Raw genomic sequence first — 17,198 nt, forward strand, 5'->3', positions numbered from 1 at the left:
ATTGAAGTCATGAACAACCGAATGGCGAAGGCAATCGCTGGCGCCGCTTCGCGACGTTTTGCATCGGCCTGCTAGACACCTTGTGGCGCTCGAACGCAATCCAGTCATCTTGCGTCGTTTATCTGGCTAGATTTCTGTGCTGTCTCTGTTGCGGGGGCTGCTCTGTTTTTTGCGATATCTGAAAACGAGGCAAGGGAAAGCGAACGCGAGTAGCGTGATGGTATTTGGCAAGGGGACCAGATTGACGGTGTACGCGGCATTCGTTTGGGCAAAGTCGTCCGCTCCCACTAGGAGATCCGCATCCATTGAGGCGCCGAAGGCGAGCAACCCCCACAACAGATAGTTGCCAGGATCCAGCACGATCGATGTTCGGCGGGAGTCGTCCATCGTGAGTGTGCCCTCGCCACGTAAATCCACTGCTTGTCGAGAAATCAGGACGGCACTGTCGATACCCGCACGGGCGGAGACCCATGCATAGCCGTCGTCGTCGCCAATGAAGAACGAGGCTAACATCGTGTCGACGATGCCGATCTGAGCGCGTTTCGTGACCGTGAATGGCCGCGAGAATTCGATTTCGACGTGGACCTGAGAGCGTTCTGTGAGGCCGTTCTGTTGGTACGCAGTGGCCGCACCGATAAACGCGCCTGGCATCTTGTCGGTGTCGGTTATCTGATCTGATGTGATTGAACTGAATCCGAAACGATGGTCTTCCGAGTAGGCGCCGCCGGTGCCGACGGGCCAGACTCCGAAGCCGCCGCTTTGGTACCAGTCGCCGGTGAATATGATCGGGTTCGCCTGCGCCAATGTGGCGGATAGCAGGAACGAGAAGGCGACAAGTGTGGTCCGGACGAAGGAAGAGCATGAAGTGTTCATTTGGGCGTTCCTTGTTCAGTGGGCATCGGCAAAGATGTGTTTATAGCCGGCTTGAATGAGCTTTTCAGCGGGCAACAGCGATCGGTATGGCCGGCGCTGTTGCCCGTCGCAAATGCCCTAAGGGCACTCGTACCGCGCCTGCTGCGCTGGCTAGAACTTGTGTGTGACTACGTTGGTCCGCTTCTTGGTTGTTGCCCCGCTTTCAAGATTCTTGAGGGTTAGCTCAGCGTAGATCTCGTCCGTCCCGATGTCTTCATTCAGAGTGCTCATCGAGATGTCGCTGCGGCTGAGCGTCACCCGCTCGATTGCGGCCGGGCTTGCGTCCGGGAAGAACACGGAGTTGTAGCTGAAGAGGAAGTCGTCCGGATTCAGCCACCATCCCAAATCTTCCCCCCAAACCTTGCAGTCGAGCCGATAGCGCTGGCCGTTCTGCATTAGGAACATTTCGAGGCGGGAAAAGCGTACTTCGCATGTCACATCAACCTTGGCCTTGCTGCCCGGCAGATTGAGCTGGATCGCAAGTCTGGCGTTTGAGATCGTAGGCATATGAATCGCTCCTTGCTTTGGCGTTTGATGAAGCTACGGTGACTGGCCACATGTACCCGAACGGGATCTCCCCCCAGTCCTGAGAGATCTTGGTTTTGCTACTTCCGGTGACCCCTTACAGCGTGTGTCCTCCGGTTCTGCTGAATGTGTCGATCTGGCGCGTAGCCGCCCCCGCTTCGCCGTGTGATGAACGGGCGATCTGAACGGCCTTTGCAGCCGGGAGCGCTGGGAGGATGAGGCGGCGGGGTCGCTTGAGCTGGCAATCTCTGGAACGCCCCAGCTGGGTTGCATCACCAACCAGGACAGGGGCAGATCGCCTTTGCGTATCAGCGGCACCATCATGCGTGCGAAGGCCTCGTCGTAACCCCCTTCGGATATCGATTCGAGCGCGTCCTGCACGAAGGCCCGCCTGCGTGCGTCTTCGGTGTCGACCACACTAATCGCGGGCGCAGCCTCGTCATGCAATGCGAAGAGGCCGCCGTAAGTCTGGATGGACATCGCTTCCGAGGTGGCATCGTGCGTCGCGCGGTAGGAGTCGAGCGATGTGCTGACCTCTTCCGCAAAGTACTGCTCGCACTGGCGTGGTGAACTATCGGCCGCGAGCGGCTGGCGCCACGCCTTGGCCGCGGCTGCCGCGGTGGGTAGCCACGATAGCCAAGGGTTACGGTCGGAGAGTGCCCTGCGTTGCATGCGCAGTGGGTGCATCGCGCGCATGAGTTTCGCGCTGAAATCACTGGTGATCGACTGAGCCGGCGGGCGGTCAAACAGCACGTAGGCGCGCTGATTCAAATCCGACACCTGAGCGACCGCCTCGAAGGGCTTCTCGTAGGTGCGCTCAAGTTGGTTTGGGTGGGCGACGATGTCTTTATGGCGGACGTCGTGGAACGTCACTTCGTATTCGGTCGCGCTATCGCTGCCCGGTGCTTCCTTGGTCGTCATGCCGTTCAGGCCGGGAGGCAGAAGTTCAATCGAATCAAGCTCTTCAACGATCTGTATGTGTTCTTTCTGCACCACCTTGCCGGTGACGAAGATACCCAGTTGGTCGATGTCCAGATGCAGCAGACCAACAATGACCTGGCCGCGCGCTTTGATCTCCTCGATACTGCCGTAGGTGTCTGGGACCCAGTTAAAGGCCTGCGGCGGCGTGATGTTGTCGCCCATCGATGCGAACAGCACGATCGGCGACTCGATGTCGAACGGGTCGAAGGTTTTGCCCGCCCTGCTGCATGTCTGGCCCTTCCAGAGCGCGTTGCCGACGAAGAGGTTGTGCGTGATCCAACTGGTCTCCTGGCGTTTCAGCAGGTAGAAGCCGCCCCGCCTGCGCTCGAATTCAAGAAAGCGCGGCGTCTCGTTGTCTGCGTTGACATAGACGTGGCGGTGCATGTTCCAGTTGGCGTTGGCTGGATGCAGGTTCACGAAGTTCTCGACCAGATACCTAGCATCGAACACACCGTTTCCCTGATCGGCGACTAGCGACGCAAGCCATCTACCGCCAGGCATGCCGCCCCCGTAGGACATCGGCGTTCTGCCGCCCTGGCAGTTGCCGATGATCGCCGGCTTCGGGCTATCCGGATGCAACTCACGAACCCTGCGCACAAATCCTTGTTCGGCTGCGCAGACATCCAGCAGGGCCAGCCCCCGCTCGGGCTCGCGGAAGAAGAGCACGAAGTACACCGGGTAGCCGCCACACAGCGGAACGCCTGCCGGTGAATGATTCTTGAAGCCGCCAAAGCCGCGGCCCGCGCGCGGGTCGATGATCAGGTGCGGGCGCTGCTCAGGGTCGATCGCAAGCCCCTCTGTCGCTAGGATGCAAAGCAGCGCGTCGTTCGCCGGCTTCTCGGAACGGCGGCCGTCGAGCACCATCTCGTAGTCGAAATACAGTACCGAGGTCTGCCCCTTGTCCAGGTGTTCGAGATCGTTGTTGCTGTGCTGGCGCAGGGAGTCCCAGAACAGCAGTGCGCGTTGGCCCGCATCCACCGTGTAGCGCGCCCAGTCGCTGATGAATTCGAACGGAATGACCACCGATGCAGTCTGCGCAGCAAGCTGGCGCTCGCTCTCCTCACTTAGGCGGGTGGCGAAGTTCTCGTGAGCGATTTCGCTACATCGGTCGAACAAGCTCGCGACCTTGGCGCTGATGTGCGGGTAGTGCGCAATCGCACTCGACGTGTCCATCTCCGACTTCCTCGGTGGTTCGCGATGGCGATTGCTCGCCGTCGCGGCGTTCTGCTGTCGCACCAGGCCCACTTTCGCGGGGCGAGACGGCAGATCAGGCGTCGTCGTGGCCCTGATGCAGTGCCATCCGGCCCCCGGGCCCAATCATCTGTGGCGGGATCGATGTCGGCCTCATGGCACGGAGCAGCGGAAACGAGCCGCGAGGCCGGCTTGGTGCTTTGAAGCGTGTTTTGGCGCTTTCCGCACCGCTACTCGTGATGCTTTCCGTTGCCACGAAGGAAACCGATACCGGACAGCGAAGCCACCAAACCAATCAGGTACAAGCTGGATGGCTCGGGCACATGCGTGCCTTGAAACAGGAATGACGCACCGGCTTGCCCTGTTTGCCTGGAATAAAAGACGTCGTAGTAGTCACGATGATCACGAGGCGTGTGGAAGTGAGCGATGGAGCCGCTGAGCAGCCGTTTGAAATCGCTGCTGACTGCCAGGCCAGAGATGTCGTATGCGGTAAGCGATCTCAGGCCGCCTGGATCGACATCCAGAGCGTGAGGGCCATCCATATGCTGGCCGAAGAAATCTAGGTCATTGAATATCTTGTCGGCGCCTGCGAAGAAACTGATGCTGGGCCACCAGAACCCATGCCCAGGCGCATCAATCCTGGTCTGTACGCCGGGTGTCGACCCATCCCATACGAATCCCCATTTGAACCAAGACTTGTATGGATCTTCCTTGTATGTGGTTGTAGTAATCAATCCCGCATTTGCGGTGCCCGCAAGACAGGCAAACGAGACGAGCAGAACCGCGAAAGTCTTACCAAGCCTTGCAGGCGTCATGACGGTCTCTCCAAGTTGTTGAGTGAGCCTTCGCGCCCCGGAAGTCGCTGATTAATTCTCTGCGGGGTGTGGCGGAGATTCCATCCTCATAAACCGGTATTTCGGATCGACAACGGGTGGCGCTCTGTCCTTCGAGGTGACACCAGATGCTGGATCGGCGCAAAGAAACGGTGCTTCGGCGTGTGCTGGCGTTTCTTTCTTTGGGTGCTGCCGAGGTTTCAATCTGGCGGCCGGACGAGGCGGAGGGGGGCAGCGATGCATTGCAGCCTGATCTTTAGGTATCGCTATCGAAAGTTCGACACCATCAGTACTGGGCTTACCTGTCCGAGAGGGCCTTGGTTGCCCCGAATGTGGGGTTCTGAATATGCCTTATGGACTTTCTGGCGAACTAATTTGGGTGCATGCCGCGAGCGCTCCAGCGGCCGGAAAGTACCGGTTTTGCACTAGTGCGATTTACTCGGATACCCGAATTGGTAGCGGTGGTGGCGCCGAATAACCTGTGACTTCCGTTGCAGGGTTCGGGCGCATGCATGGCCGGTTGGTCACGAGACTTCGAGTCGATATCAAGCATTCCGAGCTGCGACCCATGGCGATCAGTCCTGATGAAGTGAAACGTGAGTGCAAATCAGAGTGTTGTGAAGCAGAGCGAGCCGCAAAGCCTGCCGAACGTCACCACATCGTCAAGCTCCACCGAAAGCACTTCAGCCCACTCCGAGCGCGAGGCCTTGATCGCCAGCGCTGCCTACTACCTCGCCGAACGCAGGGGCTTCTGCCCGGGTAACTAACTGGAAGACTGGCTCGGCGCGGAAGCGGCAATTGATCAACCGCTCGAAACCTCCGCGGCTGGGGGCTGACGCACTAACGCCGCGCGCCAAGCAAGGCGCAGTGGCGGCTCTGTCGGGGGCATGGGCAGTAACGATGTGCCGTGATCGTTGCCTTGGTGAAACGCCAATTGGAGAGGGGCGGAGTGAGGGATGAACTGATTCAGGGCCAGGAGCAGCTGCTCAATGAAGTGCTGCACGATGTACGCAGTTTCTTTCATTCGACTGGACTCCCGGCCTCGCCACGAGTTTGTAGAGGCAGTGCTTGACGTGCCGCGCGGCGCCTTTGTGCCGGAACGTCTGCGGCGGCTCGCGTTCATCAACTGTGCAATGCTGGTTGGCTTGGGCGAATCAACGCTACAGCCCTACAGTGCGGCGCTTATGGCGGATCTGATCGCACCGCAGCCCTCTCATTTGGTACTCGAAATCGGCCTGGGCTGGGCTACCAGACAGCCTCGCTGGCGTGGATTTTGAGGTATGTCTGCTCGGTCGAAATCATTCCGGCGCTGGCCGGTAAGGCACGAGAGCGGCTCCTTGCTGTTCTCAGTGCTGTGGCGTTGCTGCCAGCGTCTGTTCGCGGGCAGCGGCGACAGCGCAGAGCTGATCGATTCGACGCTCAATCTGCGGCGTCTGATCCCGATTTACCAACCGCTTCAGCGTGCCATGAAGGCAACTGAGCACCAACTGGCGCACGCACCTCGGACTGAACCAAACGGTTAGGCAAGGCCTTTTGCGCCGCGATGAGCGCCTCTGCGCGCGCCGACAAATACCCGTTTATCGGTAGCGAATGCCGGCGAGCGAGTTGACAAAATTCCCTTTGGATTGCAGGCTGCACGCGCCACTGCGGTGACGCGCTATCTTCCGGCACGGTTGCGCGCGACAAGGCGCTAGCGGGCGCCATTGAGTGGCAAGTCCTCTCCATCACGGCAGGTTCTCACTCAAGGCGCGTACGTCGGCGCGATTCCGGCGCTCACACCGGTGGTCGCGTCTGCCATCGCTCCGCCGTGAGTGCGTGGCGCCTGCGAGGAGCGGGAATTGGGAAAAGCAAGACTACGCAGCGCGCGGGCGCCGCTTGATCGGATCGAGCGCAAGGAGAATTCGCCCGCCATAAAGGGTGCAGCCGTCTGTGTGGTTGGCATCGGTGTAAACGGTGACGGTTTCGAGGATCTGTGCCGCCTCTTCGAGGCGATGCCACTCGGTGTCGGGGTGGCCTTCGTGATCGTTCAACAAACTAGCCCCAAGCAGCGGCAACTCTTCTGGCAGCTGCTCGCCAAGCTCTCGTCGATCTCTCTGCAGATGCTGGTGGGTGATGCGGACCTGGCGCCCAATACCGCCTACGTGGTGCCGGAGCAGACCGCCGCCGTGCTTGCCGACAATCGGCTTCGGGCGGTGCCGCTGAGTGAGGAGGGGGCGAGCCTGTTCCCGATCGACCAACTTTTCTGCAGCCTGGGTGACGACAAAGGCGCCAGGGCGATTGGCGTTCTTCTGCGTTGCTCTGGAGCAGACGGTATTCAAGGTTTGAAGCACATTGAGGCCCGCGGCGGATTCGCCATGCTGCAGCGGCCGACCGCGCCGCTTGCCGAGGGCTTGTCGTTGGCGACATCTGTGTCGAAGAGTGCGAGCCAGCTGGTTTCGATTCCCGATTTGCCGGCGCTGCTGCTGGGGTACGCAACTCACCCGTATACCGCTGATGCGCCGGGCTGCGCTGAGCCGGATCCGTTGATGGAGCGAATTCTTAGCATTGCCTGTGGTAGCCGCGCACAGCGCTTTGCCGCCTATGCGCGCGGGCCGGTGATGCGTCGCATCCAGCGGCGAATGGCGATCCGGTCGGTGGCGCAATGCGCCGCCTACACCTGTCTGCTCAACAGTGATGCGCAGGAGCGCAGCGCGCTGTATCAGGATCTGTCGCTGCGTGATGTCGAGTTCTTCGCCGATCCGCACGGTTGGGAATGCCTGCGCCATGCGGTGGTTGCGCCGCTGATCGCGCGGGCTGGCGAACGATGCCTGCGGATCTGGGTGCCTGCGTGTGCCACCGGCGAAGAGGCCTATTCGGTTGCGATGCTGCTGCTCGATGAAAAGCTCAAACAGAACGCCACTTGTGAGATCCAGGTGTTCGCTACTGATACCAATGCCGAAGTGCTAGGGCTCGCGAGGCTGGGTCTCTATCCGCGCGGGGTGCTGCGGCAGATTCCGCAGGCCTATGCGCACCGCTTCCTCACCGCGGAGGGCAGGGATGGGCTGTCGGTTCGTATTGTCAGGGCGGTACGTGAGTTGCTCGTGTTCGGCGAGCACGACGCAATCGAAAGCCCTCCGATCGGCAAGATCGACCTGCTGTGCTGCCGCGAATTGCTCGGCCTCCTTAACCCTGACGCGCGCCTTGGCGTGATCGACAAGTTCCGTTCATCGGTGAAGGAGGGCGGGGCTCTGTTCCTGGGTGGCACGGCCGACCAGCATCTGCTTGACGATCAGTTCCCGGCGCTCTCGGCTGCGGGTGGGCTCTACTTCCACCCGGGCGGGGGGGGCCGCCCGCCCGCCGGCGAACAAAAGTTGTCTGAGCGGCAAACCGGCGTCCTGCGCGCCCACGAGCCCGCCGGCATTGCTGCAGCGGCGGCTGATGCCATCAAACGCATCGAATTGCGCGCCGGCCAATTACTCGAACAGATCGGCCCTGCAGCAGTGCTGATCGATCAATCATTTGCCACTCGGCGTTTCTGGGGTGCGGGCGAAAAGTTCTACGCCTGCACCGACGCCGCGCTCGGCAAGCGACTCACTGACTTGCTGCGCGACGATCTGCGTGGCCCGGTTTCGGCGATGCTAAACAAGGCGATTACCCAACGCTGTGCGCATCGACTGAGCGTGCGCATACGGCGCGGAATGCGCCCCAGCGAGGCGAGCGTGACCACCCTCATGCTCGGTGACGAGCCTGACATCTGGATGCTGGTGGTGTTCGATGACCAGTCATTGCGCCGGCCGCTGATCCGCCGAACGGCGGCCGAGAGCGCCTTGATAGGGCAGTTGGTTGAAGAACTGGGTGAGACGCGGTTGGTCCGCAAACTTACCGAGGAGGCGCAGCAAAAGGCGCAAGAGGCGCTCAAGCTGAGTCAGGACGCGGTCTGGGCGGCGGAAGCAGAGCTGCGCACCCTGAGGCAGGAACTCGATTACTCACGCCATGCCTCGTCCGGCACAGTGATCACCCTTGAGAGCGAGAAGCGCTTGCTGGCCGAGCGCGTCGAGTACCTTGAATCGGGCAGCGAACATCGGAGCGACATGCTAGCGAACAGCGGTGTGGCGATACTCGGCGTCGATGATCAGTTGCGGGTAACGCGGATCTCGTCAGATTTGCGCCATGTTTTCGGCATCCAAGAATCCGATATCGGGCGTGACATCGATAACTTCCCGACCGCGCTGCTTGGGCCTGATCTGGCCGATGAGCTTCGCGAAGTCAGGGGCGGGGGCCGCCAGCTTCAGCGGACGATGATATTGGGCGGTGTTCGCTATCTGCGGCGCGTGTATCCCGCCGCGGGCTCTTCGTTCTGCTCAACCAGCATGGCGGTGCTGTTCGTTGATCTCTCCGAGGCACCGGCCGCAGCCGTTTGCGGGCCTGCGGTGGCGCTTGATCCGGGTGATGCCGCCGCAATCCAAGTATCCGACGAACTATTCCTCACCGAGGAGCGCGAACGCCGTGCCTTGGCCAATGGGCTTCACGACGATCTAGGGCAGTTACTCGGCACCATAAAGTTCAAACTCGGCGCCATCGACAAACGCGGGCGCCGCGAACAACCTTGGCGCGATATCGAGGCCTTGGTGGATCAGGCCAATCGTTCTGTAAGAACGCTGATGGCGAACCTGTCGCCACCGGTACTCGACTCCCTCGGGCTTGGATCCGCCATCGACTGGATAGCGGATGAAATGGACTCACGGGAAGGGCTAACCGTGCGGGTGTATGGCGACGAACTGCCCAAGGCTCTGGGGGAACTGCAGCGCGCGGTGTTGTTGCGCGCCGTCAGGCAGCTTTTGTTGAAGGTGGCCAAACATGCACAAACGCATGAGGCGGAGGTCAACGTAATCGCCGAGGCGAACAGCATCACCGTTGCGGTGTCAGACCGAGGCTTTGGGGGGCCTGCCTTGATGCATAACCGCTCACAGGACGGCGGGCTCACAAGCCTGCGCCAGCGAATGGCGCTGTTGGGTGGCCTTGTGAGTATCGATAGCGTGCCCGGGGATGGCACAACGATCACGCTCACGCTGCCGCTGATGGGCGCTGGCCACACAGGAGGGCGCTGAGGTGACGATTCGCGTCATGCTGGTCGATGATCACAAGATACTCAGGGATGCCCTGCATTCGGTACTGGAACGGGAGCCGGACGTGTCAGTGGTGGCCGGCGCGAGTGATGGCAACGAAGCGCTCTCGCTCATGGAAGCGTGCAAGCCCGATGTGGTGGTGATGGATATCGGCATGCCGGGCATCGGTGGCGTTGAAACCACGCGCAGGCTGTTGCGCGATTTCCCGACGGCTCGGGTGCTGGCGCTGTCGACTTACTCTGACCGCCGCATCGTGTTGCAGATGCTTGAGGCCAATGCCAGCGGCTACGTTGTCAAATCCGCAGGGCGTGACGAACTGCTGCGGGCAATCAGGGCTGTGAGCCAGGGGCGTACCTATCTGTGCCCCGAGGTGTCGGCGATTGTGGTGGATAGCATGCGTGGCAAACGCCCGGTGGAGAAACCGCGCGCCGATCGGCTTGGCCGGCGTGAGCTTGAGGTGCTAAGGCTACTTGCCGAAGGGCAGACCTCACCGGAAATCGCCACGACGTTGTACATCGCGACCAGTACGGTTGAAGTGCATCGGCGCAACATCATGCGCAAGCTCGATCTGCACAGCGTTGCCGAGCTGACCAAATACGCAATACGCAACGGCCTCACAACAGCGTGAGGCGTCGGCCTCCCCCGTTACGGGGCGGCTTGGCTTAAGCCAAGGCGGTGATGGGGGCCGCGCAGTGCCTTGCTGTGCGTCCGGTGGCTGCGCCGTCAACGCGCCAGCGGGGCTTATGGCTGCCCGTCAGGGACGCCATCGGTGCTGCGTCACACGATGTCGCTGGCGCGGCGCTGGAGTTTGCATTCGCAACGCAGCGGTGCGCTGATCTTCACGGTTGTGCCGATGCCCGGCGCGCTATCGATTTCAAGCTCGCCGCCCACTAGTGCGAGGCGTTCGCGTGTGTTGCGCAGGCCAAATCCGCGCGCCGGGCTGGGGAGATCTTCGATTGGGGTGGTGGCAAAGCCCCGACCTTGGTCGGTCACAGCAATCGTCAGGCGGTTATCGCCGATGCGGCAGCTGAGGTTGGCAAGTTCGGCACCCGAATGTTTGCCCACATTGATCAGTACCTCGCGGACCGAGCGGAACACGATGGCGCGCAAGGTTTCGTCCGCAAGGGTCACGTTCTCATGACCGTGCAGCCGCACTTCAACGCCGAACTTCTTTTCAATCTCTTCGGCAAGCCATTCGAGCGCCGGTGACAGGCCCAGCACGAAGAGCACCGGCGGGCTCAGATCAGAGGTTAGCGTGCGAACGAACAGGTCCGCCTGGCCGACCAGTGATTCAAGCTCAGAGAACAGGGGGCCAGCCGGGCACACCTTGATGGCGCACGGCGGGTGCCAGCTCAGCTTGATCCTGATCGCAGCGAGCAATTGACTGAGGTTGTCGTGCAGATCCTGCGCGAGAGCGCGCCGCTCGCGCTCTTCGATGGTGGTGAGTTCTATCGCCAGCTTTTGCTGGGCCTTGACTGAGGAATCGGCGAACTGGCGGGTTTCAATCGCGTCGGTGATGTCGCTGAAGGCAATGCGTACTGCGGATCGCAGCCCTGTCGCCCTGAATCCCATGCCACGTTCGTCGCCGTGCCGGGGGGGCGGCGATTCGGCGGCCGAGGCGATGCGCAGGCAGTCGATGCTGGCAAAGAACGGCGTGCCGTCCTTGCGCCTGAGTTGCACTTCGATCTGCTGGGTCGTGCCGCCCTGAATCACATTCAGAAAGTGTCGATGCCATCGATCTTGCTCTTCCGGAATCACGAAACGCGAAAAGCGCTTCGAGAGCAGATCCTTGCGATCCTGGCCAAGGGTGTTGGCTCCGGTCAGGTTGATCTTTGAGATGAGGCCGTCGCGGTTGAGCGTCAGGTAGCCGATCGGCGAGAAGTCATAGAGATCGGCGTAATGATTGCGCGATTCTTCAAGCTCTTGCTGCGCTGCGCGCAGTGATTCGTTCTGCATTTCGAGTTCGATCTGATGAACCCGAAGTTCGTGCAGGACGTCGCCGTTTGTGACTGCAGGTACCGGATCGGTGCCATTGCGCAGTCGCGCTTCGGCGATATTCCGTAACGCCGTGATGTCGGTCATTTGTCGCGCGCCGGTGTTCATCATGCGTCCTCGATCGCAAGGAGAATCTGCGGGGCTTGCTGCCCTTCGTTCTGCACGCGGCGTGCATTGACTCGCATCGTGCGCGGGCCGATAACGGGGTAGTCGTGCTCGACGAGGTGGTTTTCGAAGGTCTGCCCCTGTTCAAGCACGCTGCCAAGCAAATCACGCAAGGCTGAAATGTTCCACTGACCGTTGCCCAATTCGTAGATCGGGCGGTGAACGGTTTCCGTTTCGGTGACATGGAACGCCTGGTAAAACGAGCGGCTTGCCGAGATCACGCTCAAATCAGCATCAAGTACCACGAGCGGCTCGCGTACCGTGTTGAAGATGCCGCTTGCGAGCTGACGTTGGAGCTCCGCCGCGCGTTCGGCGAGCACCCGTTTGGTGATGTCGGTGAAGGTGAGCACGACACCGTCGATGACGTTATCGAGTGTGCGGTAGGGCTGTATCCGTACCTGGTACCAGCGGCCATCGACGCAGCGCAGTTCGGCCTCGTAGGGGGCCAGGGTCTCCAGCACCTGCCTGCTGAGGGTGATCAACTCAACGCCGTCAATGCTTGAATTGATGTCGGCCAGCGGGCGGCCAACATCGGATGCAACAAGCCGGAATACTTGCGTCGCCTCGCGCGTGAAGCGCCGGATCCATAGATGTTCATCGAGGAAAATGGCGCCAGTGCTTATGTTGTCCAGCAGGTTCTTCATGTCATTCTGCATGCGCGCGAGCTGGTCGATCTTGGCCTGCAGTTCGGCGTTCACGGTGACGATTTCTTCGTTCACCGATTGCAGCTCTTCCTTTGAGGTTTCCAGTTCCTCGTTGGTCGATTGCAGCTCTTCGTTTGCCGACTGCTGTTCTTCGACCGTCGCTTGAAGGTTCTCTTTTGTGTAGGCGAGTTCGCGTTCGAGTTCTTCAATACGTTGCACCTCGGTGGATTTGTCGCTCGGTGCGCTGGTGCGTTTGCTCCGCGAGGGTTTCGGGGTTGACGGTACATCGTGGAAGCTGATCAGCAGCAGCCCTTCGGGGAAGTCGCGATCGCTGATCGGGCGAAGGCTGAAGCTGATCGTGCGGTGTGTGCCATCCTCTTTGAGCACGACATCGCGGTTGATTGTTGGCGTGCCTTGAAGCGCAGTCTGCATCGCTGAACGCAGCGCGTGTTGCAGGCCCTGGTGCGCCATCTTGATGATGTTGAGCGTCGCGTGGCCCGGCGCTGGGCGCAGGAAGGCGCCAGTGTCGCCATACACATAGGCGATGTTGCCTTTGAGATCGGTGACTACTGAAGCAGGTGCGTAGAAGCGGAGCAGTGTCCGCCGGGTGAGCTCAGCGAAGTTCGGTTCGCGGGGCATGGCGGTGTTCCTGGTGCCGCTTGTTGTGCCGTCTGGTGTGTCTTGGGCTCGGTCGACCAGTACCGAGCGGCTGCCGATTGCGCGGTAAATTTTCCATTTGGTGCTGATGGCTGAAAACAGCTCGACGTGCCTGCCGACGCTCTCGGAAGGTGACAGAAACAGCACGCCGCCGGGGTTGAGCGCGTAATGGAACGAGGCTACCAGGCGATGTTGGAGTTCGGGCTCCATGTAGATCATCAGGTTGCGGCAGCTGAGGAGGTCGAGGTGAGTAAAGGGTGGGTCCTTGATGACGTTCTGCGTTGCGAACACCACCATTTCACGGATGTGCTTCTTCACGCGATAGCCTGCGTCTTCTTTCACGAAGAAGTGGTTGAGCCGTTCCGGCGTAAGGTCTTGCGCGATGTTGGGCGCGTAGACGCCGGCGCGGGCTGTGGCGATGGCGTCGTCGTCCAGATCGGTACTGTAGATTTGGGTGCGGAACTCGCTCTGGGTCTCGTCCATGTATTCACGCAGTTGCATGGCGAGCGAGTAGGCTTCTTCGCCGGTGGCGCAAGCGGCCACCCAGATGCGCAGTACATGCTCGGCAGGCCGCTCGGCAAGCAGTTTGGGTAGTACTTCATTGCGCAGCAGGGCAAAGGCTTCCGGCTCGCGGAAGAAGCTGGTCACGTTGATCAGCAATTCCTTGAACAAGGCGTGCAGCTCGGCGGGATGCTCACGAACGTAGCGGGCGTAGATCTGAATGTCGCCGATGTCATGCTGAGACATCCGGCGTTCGACACGGCGCCCGATATTGCTTTTCTTGTACTGACTGAAGTCGTGGCCGGTGGCGCTGCGCAGCAGCATCAAAATCTGGTTCAGCGCGTTGGTATTCGGGTTGTTCACGCCGAAGGTATTACTGTCCTGCATGCTGATGTGACGCAGGCCGGCAAACAGCGCGGCGGGCATGTCTTCGGGCGGCAGTACATGGGTGGCGTAGCCGGCGCGTATCGCGCTGTTGGGCATGCCATCGTACTTGGCGGTTTGCGGTGCTTGCACCAGCGAAAAGCCGCCGGCGCCGATGATCGCGCGCAGTCCGAGCGTGCCGTCGCTGCCGGTGCCGGAGAGGATGATACCGATCGCGTGTTCGCCCTGATCTTCGGCCAGCGAGCGCAGGAAGCCGTCAATTGGCATGCGTTGTCCACGCGGTCGATCAGGGATGCTCAGCTGCAGCGAGCGATTGAGGATCGCCATGTCGCGGTTGGGCGGTATCACATACACATGTCCGGGCTCCACTGCCAGCTGGTTGTGCGCCTCAACGATCGGCATGGAGGTTGCCCGCTGGAGGATCTCGGTAAGTATGCTTTCGTGGCTCGGATCGAGATGCGTGACGATGATGAACGCCATGCTGCTCGTTGCCGGCAGGTGGCGGAAGAGTTTCTCAAAGGCCTCAAGCCCGCCGGCCGAGGCGCCGATGCCAATGACAGGGAAAACTGCAGTTCTTCCCTTCGACGCTGGGGTGCTTTCGTCACGGAGCGTTAGCTCGCATGGCGCCGGCGTAGCCGCACCGTTACTCGATCTTCTGGGTTGGTTCTGGGACACAAAAATCTGCCTGAAAATCCGATCCTGACGGCGGACGTGATCGCTCGGATTAATAGATGTCGCACGTCGGCAGCAGTTAGGGCACGCAGCCCAGACTCGCTATCCTGATGCCAGCTTCGGTGTGTCGGGGCAGTCTCTTTTCTGGGATTTCGCGCGAGTATGGGCGTTGTTCTTACTTCGGGAATTACACTAATTCGCCCTTACCACAATGTCATTTTAGCGCGTGATTACGACAATGGCTGCATGCTGCGTTGTCTTGACTGAGGGGCCCCGCAGCTTGCTTGCGGGGCGTTGAGCTAGGTCAGTAGCAGCGAGTGAATCTGAGATGTCTGGGGTGAGGGCGTGTGTCCCCAACGCGGAACTGGCGCGTTGTGAGTGTTGCCGTGATCATCGGAACCACCGGAAGCACTGAGCCCTTGGGGGAGGATGGGCAAACCTTAAAGGGCTGCGCGGCGCCCCTCACCGGGAGTTGGCCCGCCATTACATCGTGGTCGTCGTCATCGCCGTCAATTCAGTTGATCTTCTCCTCACCCGACACGGGAGGGGGCTTTTTCCAGACGCAGAACGCGTTGCGACCTTGGTCTTTTGCTTGGTACATCGCGCGATCGGCTTGTTTGAGCAGCTGTTCGATGGGCTCTTGCAGTCCCCCGAATACGGTGGCGCCGATACTGGAGGTGCATTGAAGATCGGTCTCTGAAAGATGATAGATCTGGCTGAGGTTTTGCAGGATCTTGTTGCCGATGATCTTGGCGTGTGCTTCGGCTTCGTTGGGGTCGCTGCTCAGGTTTTCTAGCAGCACGACGAACTCGTCGCCGCCAAGACGTGCAACCGTATCGCCATCTCGCGTGCTTTCGCGGAGGCGCCGGGATACTAGTTGCAAGATCAGATCGCCCTGGTCGTGGCCGAGGGTATCGTTGAGGTGCTTGAATTTGTCGAGGTCGACGAATAGCAGCGCGCCGAATCGACCGTTCCGGTTGCTGCTTGAGAGCGCGTGCTGCAGTCTGTCCATTAGTAGTCGGCGGTTTGGCAAGCCGGTCAGGTGATCGTTGAAGGCCAGGTATTCGATTTCCGCTTCGCTTGCCTTACGCTCGGTAATGTCGGTCATGGTGCCGACGTAGTGCGTCAAGATGCCGGAGGTATCACGAACAGCAGTGATATTGAGCCACTCCGGATAGTCTTCGCCCCCTTTTCGGCGGCTCCAGACTTCGCCTTGCCATGCGCCTTCGTCTCTGGCTCGTGCCCAAATCCGTTTATGGAATTCGATATCGTGGCGATTTGACTCCAACATTGCCGGTGTTCTGCCGATGACATCTTCAGCCACGTAGCCCGTGATGGCGGTGAAAGCTCTGTTAATTTTCAGGATCTTCGCTTCGGCGTTTGTAATGAAGATTCCCTCTTGTGTTTCAAATGCCACTGCAGATATCCGTAGCTGTTCTTCCGTATTGATGTGTTCGGTCATGTCTCGCGATATCACGACGACGCGTGCAACATGGCCGCAGCTATCACGTATTACGCCACCAACTGATTCCATGTGGCGGATGCTGCCGTCCTTGAGAGTGAATCGGTAGCTGACCGGCCCCCCCCGTCCCGACCTCACTGTGGCAATGAAGGCGTCGACTACCCTCTGCCGGTCATCAGGGTGAATCTCGGAGAAGGAATCGGTACCGCGCCAGTCTCCGTCGCCCAGAATGTTTCTGTACGAGGGGTTGTTGTACAGGCGCCGCCCTTCGCAATCGAGAACCGCAATGTAGTCGCTGACATTTTCGGCAATCATCCGGAAGAACTCCTCCTGCTCTTGCAGCACACTCTCAACCCGTTTTCGCTCACTGATATCAGTCAGCGCGAGCCGGATTACCGGGGCGCGGCCGTCTTTTATGACGCGCACGCAATCAACTTGAACATGAAAGCGCGTACCGCCGTTGCGGAGTAAAGCCAATTCGACAGCTTGCTTGCCTTCACGCGCTAGCACAGCCAGCATGTGGCGATACCACTGATCAGCGTACTCAGGCGCGACAAACCGGCTGAACCTGCGACGGAGCAACTTCTGGCGGCCAAGACCGAGCAGCCCCGCTCCCGTGAGGTTGATCTCCAGGATCAACCCGGCATCGCTAAGCGTGGCGCATCCGGCGGGTGAGAGTTCGTAGAAGTCGATATAGCGGCCGATTGACTCTTCGAGTGCGATGCGGGATTCGCGCAGCGCTTCGTTCTGCATTTGCAGCTCGGCCTGATGAATCTGGAGTTCGTGCAGAAGTTCGTCCGTTGAGTTGCTGCAACCATGGTGAGACTCTGACGTGCTGGCCGCAATCACTGCATGCGACATGCCAGATAGCCCGCTGTGCATTTGATCGCCCGAACTCGACGACTTTGCTTCCATGTTGGCCATTAGCCTCTCCATCCCCGCTCTGATTATCAAACTCACCGACGCTCATCGCCTGTCACGTCAGGGCTTACCGGAAAACAGTGAAGTCTCGATTGCACTGTAGCGATTCGGGCCGTTCGCGCGATTACCGAAAGCCGGTAGTGTCCATAGAGAGAAGCCGGTATTTGAGGAATCTCATGTGGGCGAGTACGTCGTCGCACGCTTCATCCATGAGTTTGGCGAGCTTGGGGATGCGCTCGCGCAGCTGCTC

General features: G+C 60.0%; 11 protein-coding genes. 4 read left to right on the plus strand and 7 right to left on the minus strand.

Translation table 11 applies throughout. The annotated features are described in order from the left end of the window. Window positions 1-126: 126 nt before the first annotated feature. The 4 genes from OPU71_RS20425 to OPU71_RS20440 all read right to left on the minus strand — a co-directional run bounded on the left by OPU71_RS20425 (window position 127) and on the right by OPU71_RS20440 (window position 4,424). A complete protein-coding gene (locus OPU71_RS20425) occupies window positions 127-873 on the minus strand; it encodes a hypothetical protein (RefSeq protein ID WP_267729921.1) in 747 nt (248 codons plus the stop codon). A gap of 150 nt (window positions 874-1,023) precedes the next feature. After that, window positions 1,024-1,419 carry a hypothetical protein gene (locus OPU71_RS20430; RefSeq protein WP_267729922.1) on the minus strand — a complete coding sequence of 132 codons (396 nt, stop codon included), beginning with the start codon at window positions 1,417-1,419 and terminating at the stop codon, window positions 1,024-1,026. Between the two features lie 33 nt (window positions 1,420-1,452). Then, complete coding sequence (locus OPU71_RS20435) at window positions 1,453-3,591, minus strand: DUF3141 domain-containing protein (RefSeq protein ID WP_267729923.1); 2,139 nt, start codon at window positions 3,589-3,591, stop codon at window positions 1,453-1,455. Between the two features lie 248 nt (window positions 3,592-3,839). Beyond that, complete coding sequence (locus OPU71_RS20440; RefSeq protein ID WP_267729925.1) at window positions 3,840-4,424, minus strand: PEP-CTERM sorting domain-containing protein; 585 nt, start codon at window positions 4,422-4,424, stop codon at window positions 3,840-3,842. 614 nt (window positions 4,425-5,038) lie between these two features. On the opposite strand from OPU71_RS20440, the gene OPU71_RS20445 reads away from it, so the two are divergent. The 4 genes from OPU71_RS20445 (at window position 5,039) to OPU71_RS20455 (ending at window position 10,175) form a co-directional block, all read left to right on the plus strand. Beyond that, the gene (locus tag OPU71_RS20445; RefSeq protein WP_267729926.1) at window positions 5,039-5,209 is read left to right on the plus strand and encodes a DUF2934 domain-containing protein; all 171 of its coding nucleotides are present in this window, start codon (window positions 5,039-5,041) and stop codon (window positions 5,207-5,209) included. A gap of 237 nt (window positions 5,210-5,446) precedes the next feature. After that, window positions 5,447-5,719 carry a hypothetical protein gene (locus OPU71_RS21405; RefSeq protein ID WP_420712410.1) on the plus strand — a complete coding sequence of 91 codons (273 nt, stop codon included), beginning with the start codon at window positions 5,447-5,449 and terminating at the stop codon, window positions 5,717-5,719. A 561-nt stretch (window positions 5,720-6,280) separates the two neighbouring features. Continuing rightward, window positions 6,281-9,529, plus strand: coding sequence for a CheR family methyltransferase (locus OPU71_RS20450; RefSeq protein WP_267729927.1), 3,249 nt, complete (start codon window positions 6,281-6,283; stop codon window positions 9,527-9,529). A gap of 1 nt (window position 9,530) precedes the next feature. Then, window positions 9,531-10,175, plus strand: a complete 645-nt coding sequence (locus OPU71_RS20455) for a response regulator (RefSeq protein WP_267729929.1) — start codon at window positions 9,531-9,533, stop codon at window positions 10,173-10,175. 149 nt (window positions 10,176-10,324) lie between these two features. On the opposite strand, the gene OPU71_RS20460 is transcribed toward OPU71_RS20455, so the two are convergent. From OPU71_RS20460 to OPU71_RS20470, 3 genes are all read right to left on the minus strand, one after another. Continuing rightward, the gene (locus OPU71_RS20460; RefSeq protein WP_267729930.1) at window positions 10,325-11,629 is read right to left on the minus strand and encodes a PAS domain-containing protein; all 1,305 of its coding nucleotides are present in this window, start codon (window positions 11,627-11,629) and stop codon (window positions 10,325-10,327) included. A gap of 20 nt (window positions 11,630-11,649) precedes the next feature. After that, entirely contained in the window at window positions 11,650-14,568 is a 2,919-nt protein-coding gene (locus tag OPU71_RS20465) for a chemotaxis protein CheB (RefSeq protein WP_267729931.1), read from the minus strand. A gap of 511 nt (window positions 14,569-15,079) precedes the next feature. Next, entirely contained in the window at window positions 15,080-16,951 is a 1,872-nt protein-coding gene (locus OPU71_RS20470; protein ID WP_267729932.1) for a bifunctional diguanylate cyclase/phosphodiesterase, read from the minus strand. Window positions 16,952-17,198: the final 247 nt, after the last annotated feature.

The sequence above is a fragment of the Niveibacterium sp. 24ML genome, assembly GCF_026586805.1.
Lineage (GTDB): Bacteria > Pseudomonadota > Gammaproteobacteria > Burkholderiales > Rhodocyclaceae > Niveibacterium.

Coding starts and splice junctions, on each gene's coding strand:
- OPU71_RS20425 (WP_267729921.1), bottom strand. CDS start 873: ATGAACACTTCATGCTCTTCCTTCGTCCGGACCACACTTGTCGCCTTC.
- OPU71_RS20430 (WP_267729922.1), bottom strand. CDS start 1,419: ATGCCTACGATCTCAAACGCCAGACTTGCGATCCAGCTCAATCTGCCG.
- OPU71_RS20435 (WP_267729923.1), bottom strand. CDS start 3,591: ATGGACACGTCGAGTGCGATTGCGCACTACCCGCACATCAGCGCCAAG.
- OPU71_RS20440 (WP_267729925.1), bottom strand. CDS start 4,424: ATGACGCCTGCAAGGCTTGGTAAGACTTTCGCGGTTCTGCTCGTCTCG.
- OPU71_RS21405 (WP_420712410.1), top strand. CDS start 5,447: ATGTACGCAGTTTCTTTCATTCGACTGGACTCCCGGCCTCGCCACGAG.
- OPU71_RS20460 (WP_267729930.1), bottom strand. CDS start 11,629: ATGACCGACATCACGGCGTTACGGAATATCGCCGAAGCGCGACTGCGC.
- OPU71_RS20470 (WP_267729932.1), bottom strand. CDS start 16,951: ATGGCCAACATGGAAGCAAAGTCGTCGAGTTCGGGCGATCAAATGCAC.